This window comes from uncultured Pseudoramibacter sp. (assembly GCF_903789625.1).
Taxonomy (GTDB): domain Bacteria; phylum Bacillota; class Clostridia; order Eubacteriales; family Eubacteriaceae; genus Pseudoramibacter; species Pseudoramibacter fermentans.
Genome location: NZ_CAIFFF010000007.1, coordinates 42218 through 64530, shown reverse-complemented (window position 1 = coordinate 64530; position 22313 = coordinate 42218). Strand labels below are relative to the sequence as shown.

General features: G+C 51.3%; 20 protein-coding genes, 1 tRNA gene and 1 riboswitch. Of the genes, 5 read left to right on the top strand and 16 right to left on the bottom strand.

All coding sequences use genetic code 11. The annotated features are described in order from the left end of the window. Window positions 1–6: 6 nt before the first annotated feature. The 6 genes from mgtE to QZX60_RS05620 form a co-directional block, all read right to left on the bottom strand. Window positions 7–1356, bottom strand: coding sequence for a magnesium transporter (gene mgtE, locus QZX60_RS05645; RefSeq protein ID WP_295362224.1), 1350 nt, complete (start codon window positions 1354–1356; stop codon window positions 7–9). 111 nt (window positions 1357–1467) lie between these two features. Further along, entirely contained in the window at window positions 1468–2172 is a 705-nt protein-coding gene (locus QZX60_RS05640) for a YoaK family protein (protein WP_295362222.1), read from the bottom strand. A 136-nt stretch (window positions 2173–2308) separates the two neighbouring features. Next, window positions 2309–2923 (bottom strand): thiamine phosphate synthase, encoded by a 615-nt coding sequence (locus tag QZX60_RS05635; RefSeq protein ID WP_295362220.1) that lies wholly within the window; start codon window positions 2921–2923, stop codon window positions 2309–2311. Next, window positions 2916–3683, bottom strand: a complete 768-nt coding sequence (locus QZX60_RS05630) for a thiazole synthase (RefSeq protein ID WP_295362219.1) — start codon at window positions 3681–3683, stop codon at window positions 2916–2918. Before QZX60_RS05630 ends, QZX60_RS05635 begins: the two co-directional genes overlap by 8 nt. 51 nt (window positions 3684–3734) lie before the next feature. Beyond that, entirely contained in the window at window positions 3735–3932 is a 198-nt protein-coding gene (thiS, locus tag QZX60_RS05625; protein WP_295362217.1) for a sulfur carrier protein ThiS, read from the bottom strand. Window positions 3933–3976: 44 nt separating this feature from the next. After that, window positions 3977–4078: riboswitch (TPP riboswitch) on the bottom strand. Window positions 4079–4143: 65 nt separating this feature from the next. Beyond that, window positions 4144–4830: a hypothetical protein gene (locus tag QZX60_RS05620; protein WP_295362215.1), complete on the bottom strand. Its 687-nt coding sequence runs from the start codon at window positions 4828–4830 to the stop codon at window positions 4144–4146. A 258-nt stretch (window positions 4831–5088) separates the two neighbouring features. Between QZX60_RS05620 and QZX60_RS05615 the strand changes: the two genes are divergently transcribed. Continuing rightward, window positions 5089–6492 carry an MATE family efflux transporter gene (locus tag QZX60_RS05615; RefSeq protein WP_295362213.1) on the top strand — a complete coding sequence of 468 codons (1404 nt, stop codon included), beginning with the start codon at window positions 5089–5091 and terminating at the stop codon, window positions 6490–6492. Window positions 6493–6579: 87 nt separating this feature from the next. Beyond that, on the top strand, window positions 6580–7041 hold the full coding sequence (locus tag QZX60_RS05610) for a hypothetical protein (protein ID WP_295362211.1): 462 nt from the start codon (window positions 6580–6582) through the stop codon (window positions 7039–7041). Between the two features lie 45 nt (window positions 7042–7086). On the opposite strand, the gene QZX60_RS05605 is transcribed toward QZX60_RS05610, so the two are convergent. Then, window positions 7087–8259, bottom strand: coding sequence for a GTPase family protein (locus QZX60_RS05605; RefSeq protein WP_295362208.1), 1173 nt, complete (start codon window positions 8257–8259; stop codon window positions 7087–7089). Then, the gene (locus QZX60_RS05600; protein ID WP_295362207.1) at window positions 8207–8857 is read right to left on the bottom strand and encodes a sugar O-acetyltransferase; all 651 of its coding nucleotides are present in this window, start codon (window positions 8855–8857) and stop codon (window positions 8207–8209) included. The genes QZX60_RS05605 and QZX60_RS05600 overlap by 53 nt, the downstream gene beginning before the upstream one ends. 163 nt (window positions 8858–9020) lie before the next feature. Here QZX60_RS05600 and QZX60_RS05595 point away from each other — a divergent pair, with 163 nt between their 5' ends. Then, the gene (locus QZX60_RS05595; protein WP_295362205.1) at window positions 9021–9437 is read left to right on the top strand and encodes a secondary thiamine-phosphate synthase enzyme YjbQ; all 417 of its coding nucleotides are present in this window, start codon (window positions 9021–9023) and stop codon (window positions 9435–9437) included. 50 nt (window positions 9438–9487) lie between these two features. Next, complete coding sequence (locus QZX60_RS05590) at window positions 9488–10129, top strand: tetratricopeptide repeat protein (RefSeq protein ID WP_295362203.1); 642 nt, start codon at window positions 9488–9490, stop codon at window positions 10127–10129. 59 nt (window positions 10130–10188) lie between these two features. Here the strand turns inward: QZX60_RS05590 and QZX60_RS05585 are convergent. The 5 genes from QZX60_RS05585 to QZX60_RS05565 form a co-directional block, all read right to left on the bottom strand. Beyond that, window positions 10189–10265, bottom strand: a tRNA-Arg gene (locus QZX60_RS05585). A 111-nt stretch (window positions 10266–10376) separates the two neighbouring features. Further along, complete coding sequence (lon, locus tag QZX60_RS05580; protein WP_295362201.1) at window positions 10377–12773, bottom strand: endopeptidase La; 2397 nt, start codon at window positions 12771–12773, stop codon at window positions 10377–10379. 21 nt (window positions 12774–12794) lie between these two features. Beyond that, window positions 12795–13211: a MarR family winged helix-turn-helix transcriptional regulator gene (locus QZX60_RS05575; protein ID WP_295362199.1), complete on the bottom strand. Its 417-nt coding sequence runs from the start codon at window positions 13209–13211 to the stop codon at window positions 12795–12797. A gap of 172 nt (window positions 13212–13383) precedes the next feature. Beyond that, a complete protein-coding gene (gene pckA, locus QZX60_RS05570; RefSeq protein ID WP_295362197.1) occupies window positions 13384–14961 on the bottom strand; it encodes a phosphoenolpyruvate carboxykinase (ATP) in 1578 nt (525 codons plus the stop codon). Between the two features lie 226 nt (window positions 14962–15187). Then, window positions 15188–15868: a M48 family metallopeptidase gene (locus QZX60_RS05565; protein WP_295362196.1), complete on the bottom strand. Its 681-nt coding sequence runs from the start codon at window positions 15866–15868 to the stop codon at window positions 15188–15190. Between the two features lie 111 nt (window positions 15869–15979). On the opposite strand from QZX60_RS05565, the gene coaBC reads away from it, so the two are divergent. Next, window positions 15980–17185 (top strand): bifunctional phosphopantothenoylcysteine decarboxylase/phosphopantothenate--cysteine ligase CoaBC, encoded by a 1206-nt coding sequence (gene coaBC, locus QZX60_RS05560; protein ID WP_295362194.1) that lies wholly within the window; start codon window positions 15980–15982, stop codon window positions 17183–17185. A gap of 5 nt (window positions 17186–17190) precedes the next feature. On the opposite strand, the gene dprA is transcribed toward coaBC, so the two are convergent. From dprA to QZX60_RS05545, 3 genes are all read right to left on the bottom strand, one after another. Next, window positions 17191–18315: a DNA-processing protein DprA gene (dprA, locus tag QZX60_RS05555; RefSeq protein WP_295362192.1), complete on the bottom strand. Its 1125-nt coding sequence runs from the start codon at window positions 18313–18315 to the stop codon at window positions 17191–17193. A gap of 19 nt (window positions 18316–18334) precedes the next feature. After that, window positions 18335–19849 carry a YifB family Mg chelatase-like AAA ATPase gene (locus tag QZX60_RS05550; protein ID WP_295362190.1) on the bottom strand — a complete coding sequence of 505 codons (1515 nt, stop codon included), beginning with the start codon at window positions 19847–19849 and terminating at the stop codon, window positions 18335–18337. Window positions 19850–20076: 227 nt separating this feature from the next. Then, on the bottom strand, window positions 20077–22254 hold the full coding sequence (locus QZX60_RS05545) for a bifunctional 4-hydroxy-3-methylbut-2-enyl diphosphate reductase/30S ribosomal protein S1 (protein ID WP_295362188.1): 2178 nt from the start codon (window positions 22252–22254) through the stop codon (window positions 20077–20079). Between the last annotated feature and the right edge of the window lie 59 nt (window positions 22255–22313).

The following is a 22313-nucleotide window of genomic DNA, read 5'->3' as shown; positions in this document are numbered from 1 at the left end:
TTGTTTTTATGTCAACAGCGGTAAAAACAATTGTGCTAAGCCCAGAAAGATGAAAAATCCAAAGGTATCGGTGAGGGTCGTCAAGAAAATCGACGAGGACAGCGCCGGATCCTGCCCGGCTTTTTCGAGAATCAGTGGAATCAGATAGCCGCCGATGCCCGCGATGATCAGATTGCCGACCATCGCTAAAATGGTCACCACACCCAAATAGGCGTTGCCGTAGCGCAGCGACACGATGATCCCGGTAATCAAACCGATCAACGCACCGTCTAACAGCCCCAGCAAAATTTCCTTGAACACCAGCTTCCAGTCATCCTTTAAGTTGATTTCGCCGAGGGTAATCCCGCGAATCGCGACGGAAAGCGTCTGAGAACCGGCGTTGCCCCCCATCCCAGAGATAATCGTCATGATGGAGGAGAGCGCCACGACCTGTTCGATAACCCCTTCAAACAGGGAAATGGCCGAGGCGGCGATAAACGCCGTCACAAGATTGACAATCAGCCAAGGCAGGCGGCGCTTGATCGAAACGGCAATCGGTCCGCCGATTTCTTCCTGTCCGGAAACGCCCCCCATGTGCAGGATATCTTCGGTCTGTTCGTCGACCATGACGTCCATGATATCGTCAGCGGTGATCACGCCCAAAAGGGAATGGCGCCGGTTGACAACCGCCAGCGCCGTTAAGTCGTATTTTCTCACAACCTGCGCGACGTCTTCCTGGTCCATGAGCGGATCGACGGTAATGACGTGGGAATCCATAATATCTCCGATCGTCAGGCCCGGATCTGCCGACAAAATATCCCGGAGATCGGCCCAGCCAACAAGCTGGCGGGATCGGTTTAATACAAAAATTGTACTGATGACCTCTGTCTTCGGGGCAATTTCCCGGATCTTAGCTAGCGCCTGATACATCGTCAAATCCTGATACAAAGCGATGTACTCGGTGGTCATCAGGCCGCCGGCCGTATCGTCGCGGTACCCCAGCAGCACGCGCAATTCGCGGCTGTCGCTGGCCTTCATCATGTTGAGCAGCTGTTTGCGCTGGCCGATGGGTAGATCGCCTAAAATATCGGCGATTTCGTCCTTCGGCATGTAAGAGAAAATTTTGATGATGTCGGCGTAATCCAGCTGATGCACCACGCGGGACTGCAGCTCGTCATCTGCATCCTCAAGGACATCGGCCAAAAATTCCTTATTGTTCGCGCTGAAAAACCATTTCAGGTCTTCGTCTGTAATCTCATCCTCATCCAGCACAGAGACGATGTCAGCCGAATGCATGACCTCATCGAGGATTTCCGTATTGAGCGGCTGTCGGGCTTTTATTTTTTTAAGTAATTCTTCGTACTGTTTGTCTTCCATGTTTCGCCTCCGCGGTTGTTCTATGCGTATTAACCGCCCCTATTATAACAAAAACACGGGTTAAATAATGCTTTTTTATTGTAAATTTCGATTTAATCCAGAGTTTACCTGTTATTCAAATTCCCGCGGTTCGCGGACAAGCAGAACGAAGACCACCACCAGCACGCAGACCGCAGCCGGCATCGCGTGGATGCCCCAGCGCCGCGTCAGACGATAAGAAATGAAGACACCAACAATAAACGAAAAGATAATCCCAAGGTAGCGCAGCCCGTTGATTAACTCTTCCCGGCTTTTGTCTCGAAAGGCGCAGTGCAGCCGGTCCATCGCCGAGCGGAGATTGCCGGTACACATCGTCGTCGCAAAGCCCAAGCCTTTGAGCTTTCTGAAGCTCTGCACCTGCATCGACGAAACGAAGGCGATCAGCACGTTGGCCAGCAGATTCATCCGCGGTGTCTGTGGAATAAAGGTCACGCACATCAGCACGCAGGCTTCGCAGAAAATGATGATCTGACGCCAATGAATGACGATTAAATGGTGCTGATTCGCGTTCTCCGCGACGTTCTTTACCACGAGAATGCCGAGAGCGTAAACGCAGATTGGCAGCAGGTAATGCAGCGCCATGCGAAAATCACCCTTGGATAAATTGAGACTCATCAGGACAATGTTGCCCGTTTCCGCAGTAGCGAAGACCTGTCCCCGGGTCACGTAGCTGTAAGCGTCTAAAAACCCACCGACTGACGCGAGCAGCGCCCCAAGCCGAAAGCTTTCGGAAATCATCTGCCGCTGCTTTTTCTTCAAAGACTGCTGATTAGCCAAAAGAATGCCTCCTTCGCATTAAAAAAGAGCCTGATTTTCAGGCTCTTCTATCATTGAAATTTTTCTATTGAAACTTTTCATATCATCCGTGACACATCTTATCAGACCTGCCTGTCAAATACAAGGTGTCCAAACATTATTTGGAAAACTGGCGCAGACTGGCGATATAACGCGCCGGATCTGCGCAGGTCATCGCCCCGCTCATCACACAGGCGCCGTCTGCGCCGGCGCGCCGAACTTCAGCGAGCTTACTGGCATCGATGCCGCCCAAAGCGTAAACCGGGATGGCGGTCCGTCTCGTGACGTCCTCTAAAAATTTGAGTCCCCGCCCCGGCAGCCCTTTTTTACAGTCGGTGTCGTAAATGTGGCTCGCCGTGATGTAGGTACAGCCCGCAGCTTCAGCGGCCCGTGCCTGCTCGACGCTGTGGGTCGACGCGCCGAGCTGTCTAAAGCTGTGTTTCTCCGTGTCCGTCATCGCGTCGAGCATGGGCATCGGCGCGTGAAAAGCCTCTACCTTCAGTGCAATCGCTGCTGCGACATAGGTGTGAAGGGCACAGACGACGCCGTGCCTTTCGCAGATGTCAATAACGCGTTTGGCCAGCTCGGTGTAGGCCTGAACAGGCAGATCCTTTTCTCTGAGGATGATCAGGTCCGGCCGGGCTGCTGCCAGCCGGTCGATGTGGGTCAAAAAATCAGCCGTCTCGTCAAAAAAATGCCGGTTGGTGATGCAGATGATTTTAAAATCAGTCATGCAGGGTTCCCGTCGTCGGGTCCGACGGTGCGCCGCCGCGCACTAACACACGGCCCAGTCCCGCGTGGTAAGCCTTGCGCCCCGCTTCAATCGCGGATTTAAAGGCCGAAGCCATCATCGGAATATCTCCAGCTGTGGCAAGGGCGGTGTTGGCCATAATTGCGTCCGCGCCCATTTCCATCGCTTCACAGGCCTGAGACGGTCTGCCGATGCCCGCGTCGACGATGATCGGCAGGTCGATTTCGTCGATGAGAATTTGGATGAACGCCTTGCTGGCCAGCCCCCGATTGGAGCCGATCGGCGCGCCCAGCGGCATGATCGCCGCAGCGCCGGCGTCGGCCAATGCCTTGGCCGCATTCAGATCCGGAAACATATACGGCATGACAATGAAGCCTTCCTTGGCCAGCACCTTTGTCGCTTCAATGGTCATCGCGTTGTCCGGCAGCAGGTATTTTGTGTCCGGAATGACTTCCAATTTAACGAAATCGCCGCAGCCCAGTTCACGGGCCATGTGCGCGATGCGGATGGCGTCTTCCGCGGTTCTTGAGCCGGAAGTGTTCGGCAGAAGCGTAACATCCTTTGGAATGTAGTCCATGATGTTTTGTTCGCCGGGCTTGGTTCGACGGATCGCACAGGTCACAATCTGCGCGCCGGCGTGTTTCACCGCCGCGTCAATGAGCTCAAAAGAATATTTCCCGGAACCCAGAATAAAACGCGAATCAAAGGCGTGACCGCCAATCACCAGTTGATCTTTTTCCATTGTTTTTCTCCCTTTCAGCAATTCCTGTTAATCCATTATGCAGCTGCCGCTCTAGCAGCCGCCGCCCACAAAGTTTACGATTTCGACGACGTCGTCGTCCGACATCTGCGTCGTGTCGTACGCATCCTTGCTTAAAATTTTGCCATTGTACTCAACCGCAACGCGCTGAGGATCGATCCCAACGTCCTTTAAATACGCGCCGATCGTTTTGCCCGCCGCATTTACAGCTTCTCCATTAATCTGTACCAAAACCTCATCTCCTTTTCATAAAAAAAGCAGCCCTTTGGGACTGCCAATTGACACACGTATTTCCCTCCGTTGGCATTATCCAAATCAGGTTCAAGGTCGAAACTCGCGTTTCCTCTCAGCCTTTTACAGCTCCCTTTGTTATTTGATTACATTTTATTATATCAAAGTTTTATACAGCAGACAAGCGTTGCCGCAGAAACAGTCTAAAATTTCAGACGTTCAGCAGCGCCAGCCCCATCGCGATCATCCAAATATACGCGAGGGTCTTGGGAATCATCAGCATCCCTACAGCTGGTTTGGTTTTCGCCCAGATCGTGACCGGCAGATAGCAGGCAAAGCTGATCACGATCGCCACGGCCATTTTCCACAAGCCGTAGCCACCGGTATTGCCGATCGACGCGTACAGAAACGCGACAAGACCACCTAGGACTAAAAAGGCCAAATTCCGCGCGAAGCTCCATTTTATGTCGCCGCCGGCAAACCATTTATTTTGAGGAAACACGCAAAGCGCCAAACGAATAAAGGAAAACATCGCGACGAGCAGCATAAAGACCGAAGAAATCGAGGTGGGGTCAAACAGTAAGGTCCAAATTCTCACCAAAATGATGTAAAACACGGTCATCGTCAGAGACGAGACGATCAGACCCAAATTTAGCCACCACTGCCCCCGTTCGCTGTCTCCTCTTAAATGATGCACCACCCGGGGCACCAAGTGGAAGGCGTCGCCGGCTCCCAAAATGAAAGTCAGCCAACCGTACCAGAAAAAAACTGGGTCCGCGCCGTGGGAAAAGAAGATCCCCGACGTAATAAAAGCAAACAACAAATAGGCGATATCGAAAATACTCTCGCCGACCAAGACGCCCTTCGGCATTTTTTTAATTTTATTTTTATCTTCCATTGTGTATCCATTCCATCAAATATTGATTCTATTTCATTATATCTGATTTTAAATTTTCAAACAACCACCTCAAATTTTGTTTCAGACTTTGCAAAAAATTCATTTGCACAAACGCATTCAATTAGATAAAATAACGTAAGAACATCATAATCAATCGCTGGTAGACGTAACTCCGTTGGCAGACAACTCCGTGTTGTCTGCTTTTTTATTTTGCTCTTTTTTATTACAAAATGAAATCAAAGAAAGAAGGTAACCGCTATGAAAGAGAATAAAATGGGCACTGAACGCATCGACAGGCTAATGCTGTCGATGGGACTTCCGATTATTTTGTCGATGGTACTGCAAGCGATGTACAACATCGTCGACAGCATGTTTGTCGCGAGAATGCCTGACAGCGGCGGTGTGGTCCACGCTGGAGAGCTCGCCGTCAACGCCTTGACCCTCGCCTTCCCTGTTCAAATGCTGATCGTCGCCTTTGGCATCGGTACCGGTGTCGGCGTCGGCGCCATGCTTTCGCGCCAGCTGGGGCAGAAGAACGAAAAGGGAGTCTCGCGGACGGCGGGCAACGGCATCTTCCTCGGCATCGTCATTACGGCCGTTTTTATGGTTTTCGGCTTCTTCGGTTCCCACGCCTACCTGAGAACCCAGACCTCCGACCCTGTCGTGTTGAACATGGGCACCCGCTACCTAAAAATCTGCACCCTGTTCTGCTTCGGCAACGTCCTCTACGGCATTTTTGAAAAGCTGCTGCAGTCGACGGGCAAAACCGTCCTGTCCACAACGGCGCAGATCACCGGCGCGTTGACCAACATTGTGCTTGACCCGATTATGATTTACGGTCTGCTCGGCTGCCCGGCCATGGGCATCGCCGGCGCAGCGTACGCGACGATCATCGGCCAAATTATCTCTCTTGCGCTGGCCTTCGTCTTCCAGCTGACGAAGAACCGGGAAATTAAAATGGGGATTAAATTCTTGAAGCCCCGTGTCAAAACCATCCGCGGCATTTATCAGATCGGCTTTTCCGCCATCGTCATGCAGGCGCTGATGAGCTTTATGACCTACGGGATCAACATCATCTTTGGCACGATTTCTCAGCAGATCGTCACGGCCTACGGCATCTTCTACAAAATCCAGCAATTTGTTTTCTTCGCTGGATTTGGCCTGCGGGACGCAATCACGCCGCTGACCGCCTACAATTACGGGGCGCGTTTGAAAAAGCGCATTGTGCAGTGCATCCGCTGGGGATTAATTGACACCGTCGTCGTCATGCTCATCGGGACGGCCATTCTGCAGATTTTCGCCCATCCCCTCGCACAGATCTTCGGCTTGACCCAGGTAACTGAATCTCTCTGTGTCAGCGCCATGCACATCATCAGCATCGGCTTTGTTTTCGCCGGCGTCAGCATCGCGCTGCAGGGCGTCTTCCAAGGGTTGGAAGCTGGCAATTCCTCCCTGATTGTCTCATTATTAAGGCTGCTCGTCATCCCGCTGCCGCTGGCGTGGATTTTCAGCCGCCTGTCTCTGCCGACGACCGCTGTCTTTTGGGCGTTCCCGATTGCCGAAGCCACCGCTGCCGTCGTAGCGCTGCTTTTACTCAAGCGGACCGTATCGCACCGCGTCGCGCCCATCGGCCAAAGTGAGCCGAAAGCCGCACTCAATTAACTGTTTGCTGTTGATTTTTATTAAATTGAAAGGACTGTATTTTTAATGCAAAGAACAAAAAAACAAGGGATCGTTTTCGGATTATTGATGTCGTATATCATGGCCTACGGCATGGAGGTGTACAACGTCGCCATTAAACAAGGTTTTAATCTTAATGTCGGCGGCTTCAGCACGATGACCAACCACGTCTTTGTTGATGCCGCCATTGAAGCCTCTTACATGGGCGCCTTCGTCTTCATTACCTCGAGCCTTTGGGGCAATCGCATCGGCGCCGCCTTCGCCAAACGGCATACGGATCCTGCCAAGGACAACCCGTATTTCTGCCGCATCATGCGCCAGGCCGGTACGGTCTCGATCATGTGCCCGACGATGAGTCTCATCGCTTCGATTTTATTTAATCTGATCCTCGCCCACGCCAACCCGATTAATCTGCCGGCGATCTGGGTCGGCACCGTGATCAAGAACCTGCCGATGGCGTTTTTCTGGAATATGTTCTTCGCCGCGCCGCTGACCCACTGGATTTTCGGCAAACTCTTTCCCAATCCGTAAATCGCAAAAACCCAATGAAAATTTGCTTTTCATTGGGTTTTTAATTTAGCGCTTGAACTGCTTGAGCTGATCGAAAAAAATTTTTTTGATCGCTTTAACGCCCTTCTTATTTTTCAAATCTTCGGGATGGATTTCACCCTTTGCCATTTTTTCTAAAATGATGATGGTGGTTTCGCCAAGGGCTGAGGTCAGCGAGGCTGCGGTTGCCGCGGAAATGACGCTGCCTGCGGCTGTCCCCGCTCCCGGAATGAGCTTCGGCAGCTCCGCCACGATCGTCCGGCCAGTGATCGTCGCCAGAAGCGGTCCGATGACGGCAATCACGTCTGACTTGTGAAAATCCATGCCGTAGATCACCGTGATACCTGCCAGCATCGAAATCTGCTCCGGGATCAAAATCGCCGCATCCTGCCCGGGAATGGGCACCGCGCCGATGCCTGCCGCTGTCGCCGATGCCGTCGCCACGAGACGGCGCGCCCGCTTCTTCTTGAGTGCCAGATCCTTTCCCACCACGACGAAAGCCTCCCGAACCTCCTCCGGGATGACCCGATAGGTCACCTCCGCCAGCGAATCGAGCCCATAAGGCAGAATGGCTGGAAACGCCTCATCGATCACAAAGGGCTCTGCCAGCACCGGCACCACGTCGACGACGCCCAGCTTCTCTGCCTCGACGGTCTCCCGCATCGTCTCTGCATCACGCTTGGAATAGGACTGAGTCAACACGACGATCACCGGAATCCCGGTCCCGGATTGAGCTGAAACGCGCCGCAGAAATTCGATCTCTGCGCTTTCAAAACGATGGGACGGCGTAGAGATGCAGTACCACAAACAGTGGACCATTTGATTGACGTCGCCGCTCTTTCTGCCCGATTTGATAATCGCCGTCACATCCTCGAGCAGCTGCTCTAGCGCGTTGCTGCCGTCGAGCTCCAGCCCCGGCGTGTCGTAAATGGCCAGCGGAAGCCCCGGCTTTTCGAATTTTTGAATTTCTTTCGTGACCGGTTTGCCCACACCGGTCTCGGCTAAATGCGCGCTGAACATATTGTTGATTAACGTACTCTTGCCCACGCCGGTCTTCCCGAGCACCATGACATTTAATATTTTCAGTTCATCGTATTTTTTCTGCGCCTGATCCATCATCTGCTGGATCATCGCGTCCATATCCGCCTCATCTATCGTGTTTTTCAGATGACGCTTTAAATTGCCGCCGGTAGTCTTCATATTCAGCCTCCCAGAGTTTTCGATCGGCTTCGCCGATTTCCCGGATCACCCGACAGGGATTGCCGGCCGCGACGACGCGGGCCGGTATCGCGTGGGTGACGACTGAGCCAGAGCCGATCACACTGCCCTCGCCAATGGTGACGCCGCAGTTGATGACCACATTGCCGCCGATCCAAACGTTGTCGCCGATGGTGACCGGCGCTGAAATTTCCAAATCGGTGCCGCGAATTTCCGGATCGATTGGGTGACTCACCGCGTAGATGCTGACGTGGGGCCCGAGCATGACGTGATCCCCGAAGCGGACTTCATTTTCATCCAAAATTGTCAAATCCGTGTTCGCGTAAAAATGCTCGCCGAAAAACACGTGAACGCCCTGATCGAAATACACCGGCGGCGTAAGCTTTAAGTCGTCCGGCGCCGCCCCAAAGCATTTTTTTAGTGCCGTCATCGCCTGGCAGTCATCCCTAAGCGTTGAATCGTCAGCATCGTTAAAGGCCTTTTGAGCCGCGTGAACCCGCTTCCACTCGTCTCTGCCTAGACCTGCCGGCGAAAACAATTTTCCCGCCAGCATCCGTTGAATTTCTTCTTCTTTGCGCATCTGTTTTCCTTTTACTTATTTAAATTTTGATCGTTACCGTATCTTATTTTAAATTATCATAACACAGGGCTTTTTTTTGGGCAATGCAGTGCCGTGAACCGCTTTACGTCCTGTGTTATAATGCAGAGAGTTGAATAATTTAATAAAAATAAGGAGCGTAATAATGAAATCCTACCGCAAAGAATTACATTTTCATTTTAATACCCGTAGAGGGCTGGTCAACATCACGCCGGACGTCGAGGAAGCCCTCGAAGAAAGCGGCATCAAGGAAGGCTTGATCCTTGTCAACGCGATGAACATCACCTCCAGCGTCTTCATCAACGACGACGAACCGGGGCTTCATCAGGATTTTGAAAACTGGCTAGAAAAATTAGCGCCGGAAAAGCCCTACAGCCGCTACCACCACAACGGCTTTGAAGACAACGGCGACGCCCACCTGAAACGGACCATCATGGGGCGGGAGGTCGTCGTCGCCGTGACAGACGGCCGTCTCGACTTCGGCACCTGGGAACAGATTTTCTACTTCGAATTTGACGGCAAACGGGACAAACACGCCCTGATCAAGATTATCGGGGAATAAATATGCCAGAATCCCTTAAATCGCGCTTTGAAAGCTGTGACCGGAGAACAATGAGTCAAAATGAAAAGGAAGCGCTGAAAAGCGATATTTTGGCCGCAGCAGAGGCCGACAGCGCCCAGGCCATGTATCTCGCGGGGCGGCTCTACTACGAGGGCTTTACCGTCGATCAGGATTACACGACGGCCCGTAAATGGTTCGAACGCGCCGCCGACCAAGGCGAGGACGGCGGTCGCCTCTACCTCGGCTACTGCCATTATTACGGGCGTAACATCCCGGTCGATTACGAAAAGGCCTTTCACGCATTCAGCCTAGCCGCAGAAAACGGCGACCACTGCGCGCTGTACAAGCTCGGTGACATGTACCGGGACGGCCGTTACGTTAAACAAAACAGCGAAAAGGCGATTCATTATTACAGGCAGGCGCTGTCACACGTCACCCCCGACAGCCCCGACTACCCCAATATCGTCTCCCGCATCGGGCACTGCCGCTTCCTCGGCATCGGCTGCCCTCCCGATTTACTCGCCGCGATGCACGATTTAAACACAGCCAAGGAAAAATGCTACGCCCTGCTCGCCAAAGGCGATCCTTACGCCCACCTGCCCCTTTCCGGGATCAAGGCTGATCTCTCCGCGATCGAATCGCAGCTGGACCGCCAATTTTCACCTGAAGCGCAAAACGTCCAATATACCTAAAAATTTACACAAAAAAGCCGTTTGATAATTTTATCTATCAAACGGCTTATCTTTTTAAATGGTGCGCTCGAGCCGATTCGAACGGCCGACACATGGCTTCGGAGACCATTGCTCTATCCACCTGAGCTACGAGCGCAAAAATTACTTTTCTTATGGTATCAAAACCTTTTGCAAAATGCAAGGGCATTTCAAAAAAATTGGGATTCGGCGATTAACCGAATCCCTTTTGTATTTAGATCAAACCAAATTAGAGAATAACTGATAAGTCTGTCTGTTCTTTTTTCTGTGGGTCCAACTGAATATTGGTGTGAATCTGGTATTTCGGCATTTCGACACCGAGGGCTTCCTTCAGCACATCGTCGATCGTTTCCGCGTAGACAAAGGTCAGCTCGTCGGTGACTTTCTTCGGCACATCTTCGAGATCTTCCTTGTTTTCAAGGGGCAGGATGATTTTCTTTACGCCCGCGCGCTGCGCCGCGATGACCTTTTCCTTGATGCCGCCCACAGGAAGCACATTGCCGGACAACGTGATTTCGCCGGTCATCGACAGATGGCTGTCCACAGATTTGCCGAGAATCAAGGATGCCAGCGCGGTGGTGATTGTCACACCGGCACTCGGTCCATCCTTCGGCGTCGCGCCTTCCGGCACGTGAATGTGGGTGTCAAATTTCGAATAATCGAATCCCGTCGCTTCTTCGCTGAAACGCGAGCGGATCAAGCTCATCGCGATGGTCGCCGATTCCTTCATGACGTCGCCGAGCTGGCCCGTCATGATCAAGCGTCCGGACCCCGGCATGAACGTCGCTTCGGTGAACAGGATTTCCCCGCCGACCGCCGTCCAGGCCATCCCCGTCACAACGCCTGGCGCGTTGTGCGCTCTGACCTTTTCGTGATAACGTTTTTTGCGCCCGAGCCACTTTTCGACGTCGTCGGCATCGATCGAAACGCTTTCAGCGCTACCAGTGACGATTTTTTCAGCGGTCATCCGAGCGATTTTCGCGAGCTGTTTGGTCAGCCCTCTGACGCCGGCTTCTGCCGTGTAATCTTCAATGATGCGGCTGATCGCTTCCTTTGAAATGCTCAACTGTTCCGGTTTCAGGCCGTTTTCTTCGATGACCTTTGCAACCAAATGTTCCTGTGCGATATGCAGCTTTTCCGTATTAGTGTAGGACGAAAGCTCAATGATTTCAGCCCGGTCAAGCAATGGCCCCGGAATGCGGGAGGCGTCGTTAGCCGTGCAGATAAAGAAGACATTGGACAGGTCATAGGGCACTTCCAGATAGTGATCGGAGAAGGTATTGTTCTGTTCCGGGTCGAGCACTTCGAGCAGAGCCGCTGACGGATCGCCCTGAGCGGAAATACCGAGCTTGTCGATTTCGTCGAGGACGAAAACCGGGTTCATCGTTTTGGCGTCTCGGATGCCTTTAATGATGCGGCCTGGCAGTGCGCCGATATAAGTCCGGCGGTGCCCTCTAATTTCAGATTCGTCTCGAACGCCGCCGAGGCTGGCGCGGACGTATTCGCGGCCGAGAGCTCTCGCAATGGATCGGCCAAGACTCGTCTTCCCAGTTCCCGGAGGACCGACAAGGAGTAAAATGGTCCCCTGGTTGTCGTTTTTCATTTTCATGACGGCCAAATGTTCGATGATTCGTTCCTTGACCTTTTCGAGGCCGTAGTGGTCTTCGTCGAGGACGCGCTTAGCTTCTTCGATATCGATCTGCTGCGGTTCACAGGTCCACGGCAGATCCAGAAGCAGATCGAGGTAGTTCATGATGATCGACATTTCTGAGGATCCCTGCGGCACCGCTTCGAGTTTTTTCACTTCCCGCATCGCGACTTTTTTGACGTCTTCCGGCATGTCGGACGCTTCAACCCGTTCACGGTAGCTCTGGGATTCGTCGCCGTCGTCTTCTCCAAGCTCTGCTTCAATATTGTGAAGCTGTTCTCTGAGCATGGCGTTGCGGTAGTTCTTATCCTTTTCTCTGGCGTACTTCTTGCTGATTTCCAGCTGCAGGTGTACGGAATCCTTTTCTTTAATCAAGTAGTCGATGAATTTGAGCGCGCGGCGTTTCTGAGAGTTGATTTCCAAAAGCGCCTGCTTTTCCGGAATGGACATGCTCATCATCGGCACCAGGTAGCCCATGATCTGCTGGACGTGCTGCTGACGGTTCAACACCTTCATAAAATAATCTGCGCCTTTGAAGTTTTCAGAAAATTCGCTGCACAGATTTTTAATGTAAGCCGTCATTTCTTCGTCGTCGGCTTCGGTCATGTCTTCCCATTCGGGATATTCTTCGTATTCCGCGATCAGCTGATGATCCGGTGTGTCGGCAACGCTTAAAACTTCAACGCGTCTAAGCGTAAAGATTTCGATGACGTAACCGCCGTTATTCGCTTCTTCAATGCGGTTGAATTGAAAAAGCACGCCGATGCGGTAAAAAGACGAGTCGTTTAATTCTTCGTAGGGAATGTTGCCCTTTGTCGTCAAGCCGACAGCCAGCGTGTTCGCATCACCCATGTACTGTTTAATGTTGTTGCCAATGGTTTCATTGACATAAATCCGGTTCTTGATACCCGGAAATATAACGGTCTCCGTAATTGGAATAACCGGTGCTTTCATTGGGATTTTTCCTTCTGTGGCCATATAATCGCCTCCTGTTTTATGTTAATGCACTTTTTGCAGCAGTGAAATCAGCAGATCGATCTCATCGTCCGTCAGGCTGGCTTCAATATGATAAATCAGCTGCATTTTTCCGCGTTGTTCGCAGCGCGCGGCTGCTTCACCCTTTTCGGTCAGCCGGATGTAAGAGACCCGCCTGTCCTGCTGGCTTTTCTCCCTGACCACACAGCCTTGATCCGACAATTTGTCGATCATTTCCGTGATGGTCGGTTTCGATAAACTAAAAGTATGCGCCAAATCAGAAAAAGTAATGTTCTGACGCTCATCAATAATGTGCAGGCACTCGACTTGGCGCTGCGTGAGCATCGTCCGACACTCATCCTTCACCGCGTCGTTGCAATGGGTTCCCAGTGTCATTAAATGACCCAATGCCTGAATTAAATCTTGCCTTCTACATGCCATACTCGCTCCTATCAAACATCGAACCATCTCAAAAATTAGTTTGGTTTTACCTAAATTTCGATGTTAGTATAAACATTCTGATTCTGATTGTCAAGGCGCTTCAGTTTTATTTAAAGAAAAAGACCGGACAACCCCGTCTGGGGATATCCGGCCTTTGGAAAAAGCGATTCAATTACTTGACATTCGGACCTGCGTCGATGATTTCCTGCGGCATGGTGTCGTATTTCTTGAAGTTTTCGACGAAATGAGCAGCCAAATCCTTGGCGGTCTTGTCGTAGGCTTCCTTGTCTTCCCATGTGTTCTTCGGCATCAAAAGTTCTGAAGGCACGCCCGGGCAGCTCGTCGGAATTTCGATATTAAACAAATCGTCGTGAACCGTCGGAATGTCTTCCAGCTTCCCTGCCGTCGCTGCGGAAACGATCGCGCGGGTGTATTTCAGCTTGAAACGGCTGCCAACGCCGTAAGGGCCGCCGGACCAGCCAGTATTGACCAAGTAAACATTGCAGTGATATTTATCGATTTTTTCGCCTAAAAGTTCAGCGTAACGGGATGCCGGCAATGGCATAAAGGGTTCGCCGAAGCAGGTGGAGAATGTCGTCTGCGGTTCAGTGACGCCGCGTTCCGTTCCAGCGAGTTTGCTGGTATAGCCAGAAACGAAGTGGAACATCGCCTGATATTTGTTGAGTTTTGCGACCGGAGGCAAAACCCCAAAGGCGTCAGCTGTCAAGAAAATGATCGTGTTCGGATGGCCGCCGATACTCGGAATCACCGCGTTTGGAATATAGCTGAGCTGATAGCCCGCACGGGTGTTCTGTGTGTATTTGTCGTCGCTGTAATCCGGTTTGCCGTTTTCGTCCAGCACAACGTTTTCGACGACTGTACCAAAACGGATGGCGTGATAGATTTCAGGTTCACTTTCTTCTTCGAGGTCGATACATTTTGCAAAGCATCCGCCTTCAAAGTTGAAAATGCCATTGTCGCTCCAGCCGTGTTCGTCATCGCCGATCAGACCGCGTTCAGGATTGGCGGACAGCGTCGTTTTGCCCGTACCGGAAAGGCCGAAGAACAATGCGGTCCGGCCGTCGTCGTCCATATTGGCCGAACAGTGCATGGTCAAAACATCCTTCTGCGGCAGCAGGAAATTCATGACAGAGAAAATCGATTTTTTGATTTCTCCGCAGTAGCGGGAGCCCGCGATCAAAACGACGCGCTTTTTGAAGCTGATGATGATCGCCGCTTCGCTGTGGGTGCCGTCAACCGCCGGATCACAATGAAATCCTGGAACCGCGATCACGGTAAACTGCGGATCGATGGCTTTAGATTCTTCATCGTCCTTCGGTTCGATGAACAAATTTTCAACAAAAAGGTTCTGGCTCGCGTACTGATTCACGACGCGAATCGGCAGCTGATAATCCTTGTCAGCGCCGGCGTATCCATTAAAGACGTAAACTTCATCCAAGGTGCCGACGTAAGCCGTCATCTTTTTGTATAAAGCTTCAAATTTATCTTCGTCAAAGGGCATGTTAATAGGACCCCAGGCAACCTTATCGTGGCTGACTTCATCGTCGACGATGAAACGGTCCTTAGGCGAACGCCCAGTGTATTTGCCAGTGTTGACGACGATGGCGCCGGTATCGGACAAATGCCCTTCACCGCGGGAGAGTGCCTTTTCCGTCAACACTGATGCTTTCGCATTCACGAGTGCTTTTTTTCCGTCTAATCCCAAAAAAGATAAATCACAATCGTACATAAGTCTTCCTTTCAGATTTATATTTATTTAATCACATACATAAAAATACACGTTATATTTTCAAGAATTTTCATTACAACCGAGCGATTTCTGTTTAGTTTCGGTTATTTTTCGAAAAAACAGAGGCACAATCGGCTTTTCTTGTAATATTTTCATCGTGTATACAAGGTATTATATGATAGGATGAGTAAAAATGCAAATTGAATTTGTCATTTTCATGTTTTTTTTACACATCCCAATTTTCGGCCATCAATTTTTCAGACAGTCGATTGAGTTTTTTCCGCTGTATTCTGTAATCAGGACAATATTGTTCGACCAGGTTCCAAAATGCCTTCGAGTGGTTCATATACTTAATGTGCGCCAGCTCGTGAATCACGACAGAATCTATGGCCTTGCCGTCCGCCATAACCAGCCGCCATGAAAAATTGATGCTCTTCTTTGACGAGCAGGAGCCCCACCGGCTGGCCGCGTTATTGATCCGGACCTTGGTTGGATGCAGATCCATCACCGCCTCATACCAGGCAACCCGCTGAAGAATGATGTCCTCTGCCAGCTTCCTATAAATGTTGACGATCCCCCGCTTAACGGTTTTGGGATCGGCGCCGGATGGAATCGTAATGACAGAATGGTCCAGCTTCACGGCGCGTTTAAATTCAAACCGGCCGTCCGGCACAGCCAAAACCGGAATATCGACACCGAGCACCCGAAGCCAAGAACCGTCTGAAATTTCAAAATCTTCGGCTGATTTGATCTGTGCGGTCCGTTTCGCAATCCAATCTGATTTTTCTTCTATAAAACGCTCGATTTCGCTCTGACTGACCTGCCGAGGTGCCTTGACCTGCAGCGTGCCGTCCTTCAAAACCTTCAGCGCGATGGTTTTTCGGCTGCTGCGTATTAATGTGTACATGCCCAAAACCTCCTCTCAATGCGGATTCACCGTGCCAATCTTGTATACGCCCCGCCTTTTTGCTATAATACTGAAAAATGAATAATGCCAAAATATTGGAGAAAGGGCAACATGAATTTAGAAAATCGTACGGTGATTCTCGGCGTTTCTGCGAGCATCGCCGCCTACAAAATGGCCGATGTCGCGTCGGCCCTGGCTAAACAGAAATGTGACGTTCATGTCATCATGACGCCGAACGCCACCGAAATCATCCAGCCGATGACCTTTTCCACGCTGACTGGAAATAATTGTATCACAGATACTTTTGATAAGACAATTCAATATAACGTCGCACACGTCGCGCTGGCCAAAAAGGCGGATATTCTATTCATCGCACCGGCTACCGCCGACATCATCGCGAAACTGGCCTACGGCCTCGCCGACGACATGCTGACCACAACCGCTCTGGCTTGTACCTGTCCCAAATATATCGCGCCGGCGATGAATACCGCGATGTACAACAACCCGATCGTCCAGCACAACCTCAGTGTTCTGAAGGACTACGGCTGGCACGTCATTACGCCGGATTCCGGTATTCTCGCCTGCAAGGACAACGGTGCCGGCAAGCTCCCGCAGCCTGACGTGCTTTTGGATTATATCTACCACGAAATCGCCTACGAAAAGGATTTGACTGGGAAAAAGATTTTAATCACCGCCGGTCCGACTCATGAAGCCATCGACCCGGTGCGCTACATCACCAACCATTCCAGCGGAAAAATGGGCTACGCCATCGCCTACGACGCGATGCTGCGCGGCGCGGAGGTCACCCTTGTTTCTGGGCCGACGTCCTTAAAGCCCGTGCCCTTTGTCAATTTTGTTTCCATTCAGTCTGCCGAGGACATGGCTGAGGCCGTGCTCTCCGCCGCACCGGAACAAGACGTCATTATCAAAGCCGCTGCGGTCGCCGACTACACGCCAAAAACGATGGCTGCCGAAAAAATTAAAAAAGACAAGGGCGTCCCAGCCATTGAATTAAAGCGCACGACCGATATTTTAAAGCGTTTGGGCGAAATCAAAAAGGCCCACCAGTTTATCTGCGGCTTTTCGATGGAAACGGAAAATTTAATTGAAAACAGCCGGAAAAAGCTGGAAAAGAAAAAAATCGACATGGTCGTCGCCAACAATCTGCGGGTGAGCGGCGCTGGTTTTCAGGGCGACACCAACGTGGTCACCCTGATCACCAAAAACGGCAACGTTGCCCTGCCGCTGATGCCGAAGTCCCAGGTGGCCCACTGCATCCTCGACGCCATCTTAGAAGCACAGAACGGCCAGCAATAAAAATATTAAATTAAAAGTGTAATTTGGCCGTAGGAAACCTTCACGAGGTGTTTGAGCTCCATCATCATTAACACCGCGTTGAGCTTCGCGATGGGCGTGTCCAGTCTCTGGACCAGCCCGTCAACGGTATCTACGCCCTTTATTACTGCGTCTAATACCGCTTTTTCGTCTTCCGATAACGACAATTGTTTTTCAGCCTGCGCCGATTTCTGAGGGTCCTCAGACGGCGCAGGCTTTGTTTTTTTAACAGCCTTTAACTCGACAAAATCCTCGAGCACATCCTTCGGCTCCGTGACAAGCTTGGCCCCTTCCTTGAGCAGCTGGTTAGAGCCTTCCGCAGATTTTATCCCGATGCTCTGGGGCATCGCGTAAACCGTCTTGCCCTGCTCGAGGGCGTGATCCGCGGTGATTAACGCCCCACTTTTAAGCCGCGCCTCGACCACGACGACACCGTCGGAGAGACCCGCGATGATCCGGTTGCGCAGTGGAAAATGTCCGGATTTCGGCGGCTGCCCGATGAAAAACTCGCTCAATAGCAGCCCTTTCTCCCGGATGCGCTCGTAAAGTTCGCGGTTGCCCGCCGGATAACAGACGTCAATGCCGGAACCGAAAACGGCCACCGTCGAGCCGATGCCGTCAAGGGCGCCCTCGGCCGCAGCGCTGTCGACCCCGTCCGCCATGCCGGAAATCACCGTCATGCCTATTTCGGAAAACCGCCTGCCGAACTGCCGCGCCGTTTTCATCGCTCCAGGGCTTGATTTTCTTGACCCGACCATGCCAATGGTCAAATCCCGTTCAGTAAGCCCGACGTTTCCCAACGCGTAGAGCATCACCGGCGGATTGTATATTTTTTCAAGCCGCCTCGGATAATGGGGACTTTTTTTCGGGATGCAGACAATCTTATTTTTTTCGATAAATCGCACGGCTCGTTCCGTCAGCGCCAAGCTTTTCTGATCCTCGATTTTTTGAATGTCCTTTTCGCGAAGTAAACCCGTCGCCCGAATATCTGACGCGGACGCCGTATAAATCTGCTCCGCGGTTTTAAAAACCGTCAGCAGTGTGTTTTTCTTGATATTCGACACGTTTGTGATCGATGAAAGCCAAATATCGTAAATCGTCGCGTTGTCCATGCCGTCCTCCTTCACTAAGCTACTGCCCTGAACGGTAGGACGTCGCCTCTGACAGGTGAATCAATCCGATCTGCTCCGCGCCGTCCAAATCGGCGATCGTTCGGGCCAGCTTTAAAATGCGGTGGTAGCCCCGCCCGGAGAGCTTGAGCTTGTCGTAAATCATCTCGATAAAATCCTGGCCTTCCCGGTCCAACACGCAATAGCGGTCAATGAGATGGGGTTCCAGCTGCGCGTTGAAGTAAATCCCCTCGTCGTTTTGAAAGCGCTCATTTTGGATTTCCCGCGCTAGGTTGACCCGCTTGCGGATGCACTTTGAGGATTCCCCAGGCGCCCGACTCTCGAGCTCCTTGATGTCCACCGCCGGCACCTCAACTCTGATGTCGATGCGGTCCAGCAGCGGGCCGGAAATGCGGCTGTTGTAGCGCCTGATTTCGTTCTTCGTACACGTGCATTTGTGGGTCGGATCGCCGTAATACCCGCAGGGGCAGGGATTCATGCTCGCGATCAGCATGAAGGACGCTGGATAAGTCAGCGTCGCGTTGACTCTGGAAATCGTCACCTCGTGATCTTCCATCGGCTGTCTGAGCACTTCGAGGGCCGTCTTCTGAAATTCAGGCAGCTCGTCGAGAAACAGCACGCCGAGGTGCGCCAGCGACACTTCACCCGGTTTCGGCACCGACCCACCGCCGACAATGGCGACATTGGACAACGTGTGGTGGGGTGACCTGAACGGCCGGTGGGTCATAATATTGTCTTTTAGCAGTCCCGCAATCGAATAGATCTTCGTGATTTCGAGGGCCTCACTTAACGTCAACGCCGGCAGAATCGACGGAAAAGCCTTGGCCAGCATGCTCTTCCCGCTGCCCGGTGGGCCGCTCATTAACACATTGTGGCCGCCTGCCGCCGCGATTTCGAGGGCGCGTTTCGCGTTGTCCTGACCCTTGATCTCCGAAAAATCGACGCGGTACGACGCCTGGCCCTCGTTGAGCAGCGCCTGAGAGTCAATCTGGTAAGGCGCAATCGGTGCCTTGCCCTTTAAGTGATCGATCACCTGCTTGAGGTTATCGGCCGGCAGAATGTCCATGCCATCCACCACTGCGCCCTCGGTTTTATTCGCCTGAGGCAGCACGACCTTTTTAAAGCCCTCGCGTTTGGCCGCCAGCACCATCGGCAGCACACCCCGGACCGGCCGCAGATCGCCATTGAGGGACAGCTCGCCGAAAAACAGCGTGTCCGAAAAATCCCCTTCCAGCTGATTGGAGGCCGCGAGCAGCCCGATGGCAATGGGCAGATCGTAAGACGGCCCTTCTTTTTTAAGATCAGCCGGCGCCAAATTGACAGTCACTTTCTTGTCCGGATAGGCGTACCCATTGTTTTTAATCGCAGAGAACACCCGATCTCGGGATTCCTTGACACCCGCATCCGGCAGACCGACGACAATGAAACCCGGCAGACCGTAATTTAAATCCACCTCCACCGTCACGATCACGCCCTCTACCCCTAAAAGACCGCAGCTGAATATTTTCGCTAACATTTTCTTCTCCTTATTTCAATGCTGCTGTGCCGTCGCTTTTGATGATAACGTTTTTCTTATTATACTCGCATTTTCGCGGTCTGCCAATAGAAAAAGCCTGCAGATACTCCGAAAAGTATCCGCAGGCTGAAATACCGTAAATTAGAACGTTTAATCGTCGTCGTGTTCAGCGTTTCAGAATCAAAAAAAGAGCCCCTATTTGAAATAGGAGCTCAAAATGACGTGAATTATTCTTCGTCGTCTTTGGTTTCTTCAGTTTCAGCGTCGCCGAAATCAAGTTTACCCAGCAGATCGCCGAAGGAATCACCCAATGTGAAGTTCGCGTTGTCTTCATATACGGTGGTGTTGTGCTGCGGCTGACGTTTACGCGGCTTGCGTCCGCCTTGGCGGCCCTGGAAGCCTTCGCCGCTCTTGCGGTGACGTCTCTGAGCACGTTCCGGTGCTTTCTGAGTTGCTTTGATACTCAGGCTGATCTTTTCCTTTTCGCGGTTGATGCCGATAATCTTCACCTTGACCACGTCGCCTGGTGTCAATTCAGATGCAACTGATTCAACACGGCGGTAAGAAATTTCAGAAATGTGAATCAAGCCTTCAACACCTGGAATGATTTCAGCAAATGCACCGAAATCCAGAACATTGGTGATTTTGACTTCGACAATGTCCCCTTCTTTGTACTGTTCGACAAAGGTATCCCACGGTTTTGGCTGAAGGGCCTTGACGCTTAATTTGATCTTCTTTTCTTCGTCATTCTTCTGGATGACCTTCGCTTCGATTTCCTGTCCCTTTTCGACCAGGTTCTTCGGTTCGTTAGCGCGAGACCAGGTTAAATCTGAGCGGTGAACAAATCCGTCGATCCCGTCTAAATCGATGAAGATCCCAAAGTTGGTGATCGTCTTGACCTTACCGGTTACGACATCGTCCATCTGAATTTCGTTGTAGCGTTCTTCTTTTCTTGCGCGCTGTTCCTTCTGGCGTTCTTTCATTTCCTTTTCGAGGATGACACGCTGTGAGAAAATTGCACGGCGGCGTCTTGCGTTGTAGTCAATGATTTTACCGCGGACTTCTTTGCCGACCAGGGTATTTAAATCCTTGATATAGCGGACGCTGTACTGAGAAGCTGGCATAAAGATGTCAGTGAATCCGATATCGACAATCAGGCCGCTGCCGGAAACGCTCTTGATTTTGCCGTCGAGGACGGTTTCGTCTTTGTACGCTTCTTCGAGCTGACGCTGAATCTTCTGATTGTCGTATTTAATCTTGGACAGTCTGACTGCGCCGTTGTCGTCGTTCATGTTGGTGACAACTGCGTTGATCATGTCACCCTTTTTGACTTCTTCCTTCAGATCGATGTCGTCTTTCCAGGAATAATCACTCTTTTTGATGACACCATCTGCTTTATATTTAATGTTCAGGATGATTTCATCGTCAGTGACCTCAATAACTTCACCTTCAACTGTTGAACCTCTGTGGATTGGCTTATCCTGCAGCGACTGGTCCAGCATTGCGGCAAAATCATTTTCATCAACTGTTTCTTCGACTGCCTGATCCTGAACTTGTGTGTTTTCCGTTTTGTTTTCTTCCATTCTTTCCGTTACCTCCTTAACGATCCAGTCCGGCGTGGACGCTCCCGCTGTTATACCGATGACGTTGTATTTTTTCACCTCAGCGAGATTTAATTCTCCGGCTGTCTCTATGTGACATGTATTGCTGCAGTGCGCCTTGCAGACCTCAAACAGCTTTCGCGTATTTGACGAGTGGTAGCCGCCCACAACAATCATATATTCCACACGTTTTGCCGTTTCAACTGCAGCCGATTGGCGTTCTGCGGTCGCCGAACAAATCGTGTTAAATATCAAACATTCGTCTGCTTTTTTCTGCAGAATCGATGTGATGGCATTGAATTTCGATTCGATAGCTGTTGTCTGAGCCACGACACACATTTTCCCGAAGTGAGGCAAAGCCTCCGCTTCTTCAGGCGTATTGATCACGATGGCCCGTCCGTCGCACCAGCCGACTGCCCCTTGGACCTCCGGATGCGCGGCATCTCCGACAATGACGATCTGATAGCCCTTGCGGTCGTAGTCATACACTTTGTGCTGCATGGCCCCGACAAAAGGACAGGTCGCATTGACGATTTTTAAGTTTTTGGCCTTCGCCTGATCAATGACGTCTTTACTCACACCGTGGGACCGGATGATGACAGTTCCCTTTGGAATATCTTCAATTCGATCGACCTTAATGATGCCCCGTTGTTCCAGGCGTTTCATTTCCTGGCGGTTGTGAGACAGATCGCCCAGACAGTAGATCGGTTGATTGTCTTTCTGTTTCAGTGTATCATCTGCGAGCTTCATCGCGTTGGTAATCCCAAAACAGTAACCAGCCTTCTCCGCTATAATGATCTTCATATACTATCTCCATTATTTTATTTGATAAAATGCTCGTTGTCTATCTTTTTTTTTATTTT

What these genes read in the sequence shown, in the direction of transcription:
- QZX60_RS05610 (WP_295362211.1), top strand. Translation starts at nt 6,580, where the DNA reads ATGTCGTATATCATGGCCTACGGCATGGAGGTGTACAACGTCGCCATT.
- QZX60_RS05575 (WP_295362199.1), bottom strand. Translation starts at nt 13,211, where the DNA reads ATGGCATGTAGAAGGCAAGATTTAATTCAGGCATTGGGTCATTTAATG.
- dprA (WP_295362192.1), bottom strand. Translation starts at nt 18,315, where the DNA reads ATGGACAACGCGACGATTTACGATATTTGGCTTTCATCGATCACAAAC.
- mgtE (WP_295362224.1), bottom strand. Translation starts at nt 1,356, where the DNA reads ATGGAAGACAAACAGTACGAAGAATTACTTAAAAAAATAAAAGCCCGA.
- QZX60_RS05630 (WP_295362219.1), bottom strand. Translation starts at nt 3,683, where the DNA reads ATGGAAAAAGATCAACTGGTGATTGGCGGTCACGCCTTTGATTCGCGT.
- QZX60_RS05590 (WP_295362203.1), top strand. Translation starts at nt 9,488, where the DNA reads ATGAGTCAAAATGAAAAGGAAGCGCTGAAAAGCGATATTTTGGCCGCA.
- lon (WP_295362201.1), bottom strand. Translation starts at nt 12,773, where the DNA reads ATGGCCACAGAAGGAAAAATCCCAATGAAAGCACCGGTTATTCCAATT.
- QZX60_RS05635 (WP_295362220.1), bottom strand. Translation starts at nt 2,923, where the DNA reads ATGACTGATTTTAAAATCATCTGCATCACCAACCGGCATTTTTTTGAC.
- QZX60_RS05615 (WP_295362213.1), top strand. Translation starts at nt 5,089, where the DNA reads ATGAAAGAGAATAAAATGGGCACTGAACGCATCGACAGGCTAATGCTG.
- QZX60_RS05620 (WP_295362215.1), bottom strand. Translation starts at nt 4,830, where the DNA reads ATGGAAGATAAAAATAAAATTAAAAAAATGCCGAAGGGCGTCTTGGTC.
- QZX60_RS05605 (WP_295362208.1), bottom strand. Translation starts at nt 8,259, where the DNA reads ATGAAGACTACCGGCGGCAATTTAAAGCGTCATCTGAAAAACACGATA.
- QZX60_RS05550 (WP_295362190.1), bottom strand. Translation starts at nt 19,849, where the DNA reads ATGTTAGCGAAAATATTCAGCTGCGGTCTTTTAGGGGTAGAGGGCGTG.
- QZX60_RS05545 (WP_295362188.1), bottom strand. Translation starts at nt 22,254, where the DNA reads ATGAAGATCATTATAGCGGAGAAGGCTGGTTACTGTTTTGGGATTACC.
- pckA (WP_295362197.1), bottom strand. Translation starts at nt 14,961, where the DNA reads ATGTACGATTGTGATTTATCTTTTTTGGGATTAGACGGAAAAAAAGCA.
- QZX60_RS05565 (WP_295362196.1), bottom strand. Translation starts at nt 15,868, where the DNA reads ATGTACACATTAATACGCAGCAGCCGAAAAACCATCGCGCTGAAGGTT.
- coaBC (WP_295362194.1), top strand. Translation starts at nt 15,980, where the DNA reads ATGAATTTAGAAAATCGTACGGTGATTCTCGGCGTTTCTGCGAGCATC.
- QZX60_RS05595 (WP_295362205.1), top strand. Translation starts at nt 9,021, where the DNA reads ATGAAATCCTACCGCAAAGAATTACATTTTCATTTTAATACCCGTAGA.
- QZX60_RS05600 (WP_295362207.1), bottom strand. Translation starts at nt 8,857, where the DNA reads ATGCGCAAAGAAGAAGAAATTCAACGGATGCTGGCGGGAAAATTGTTT.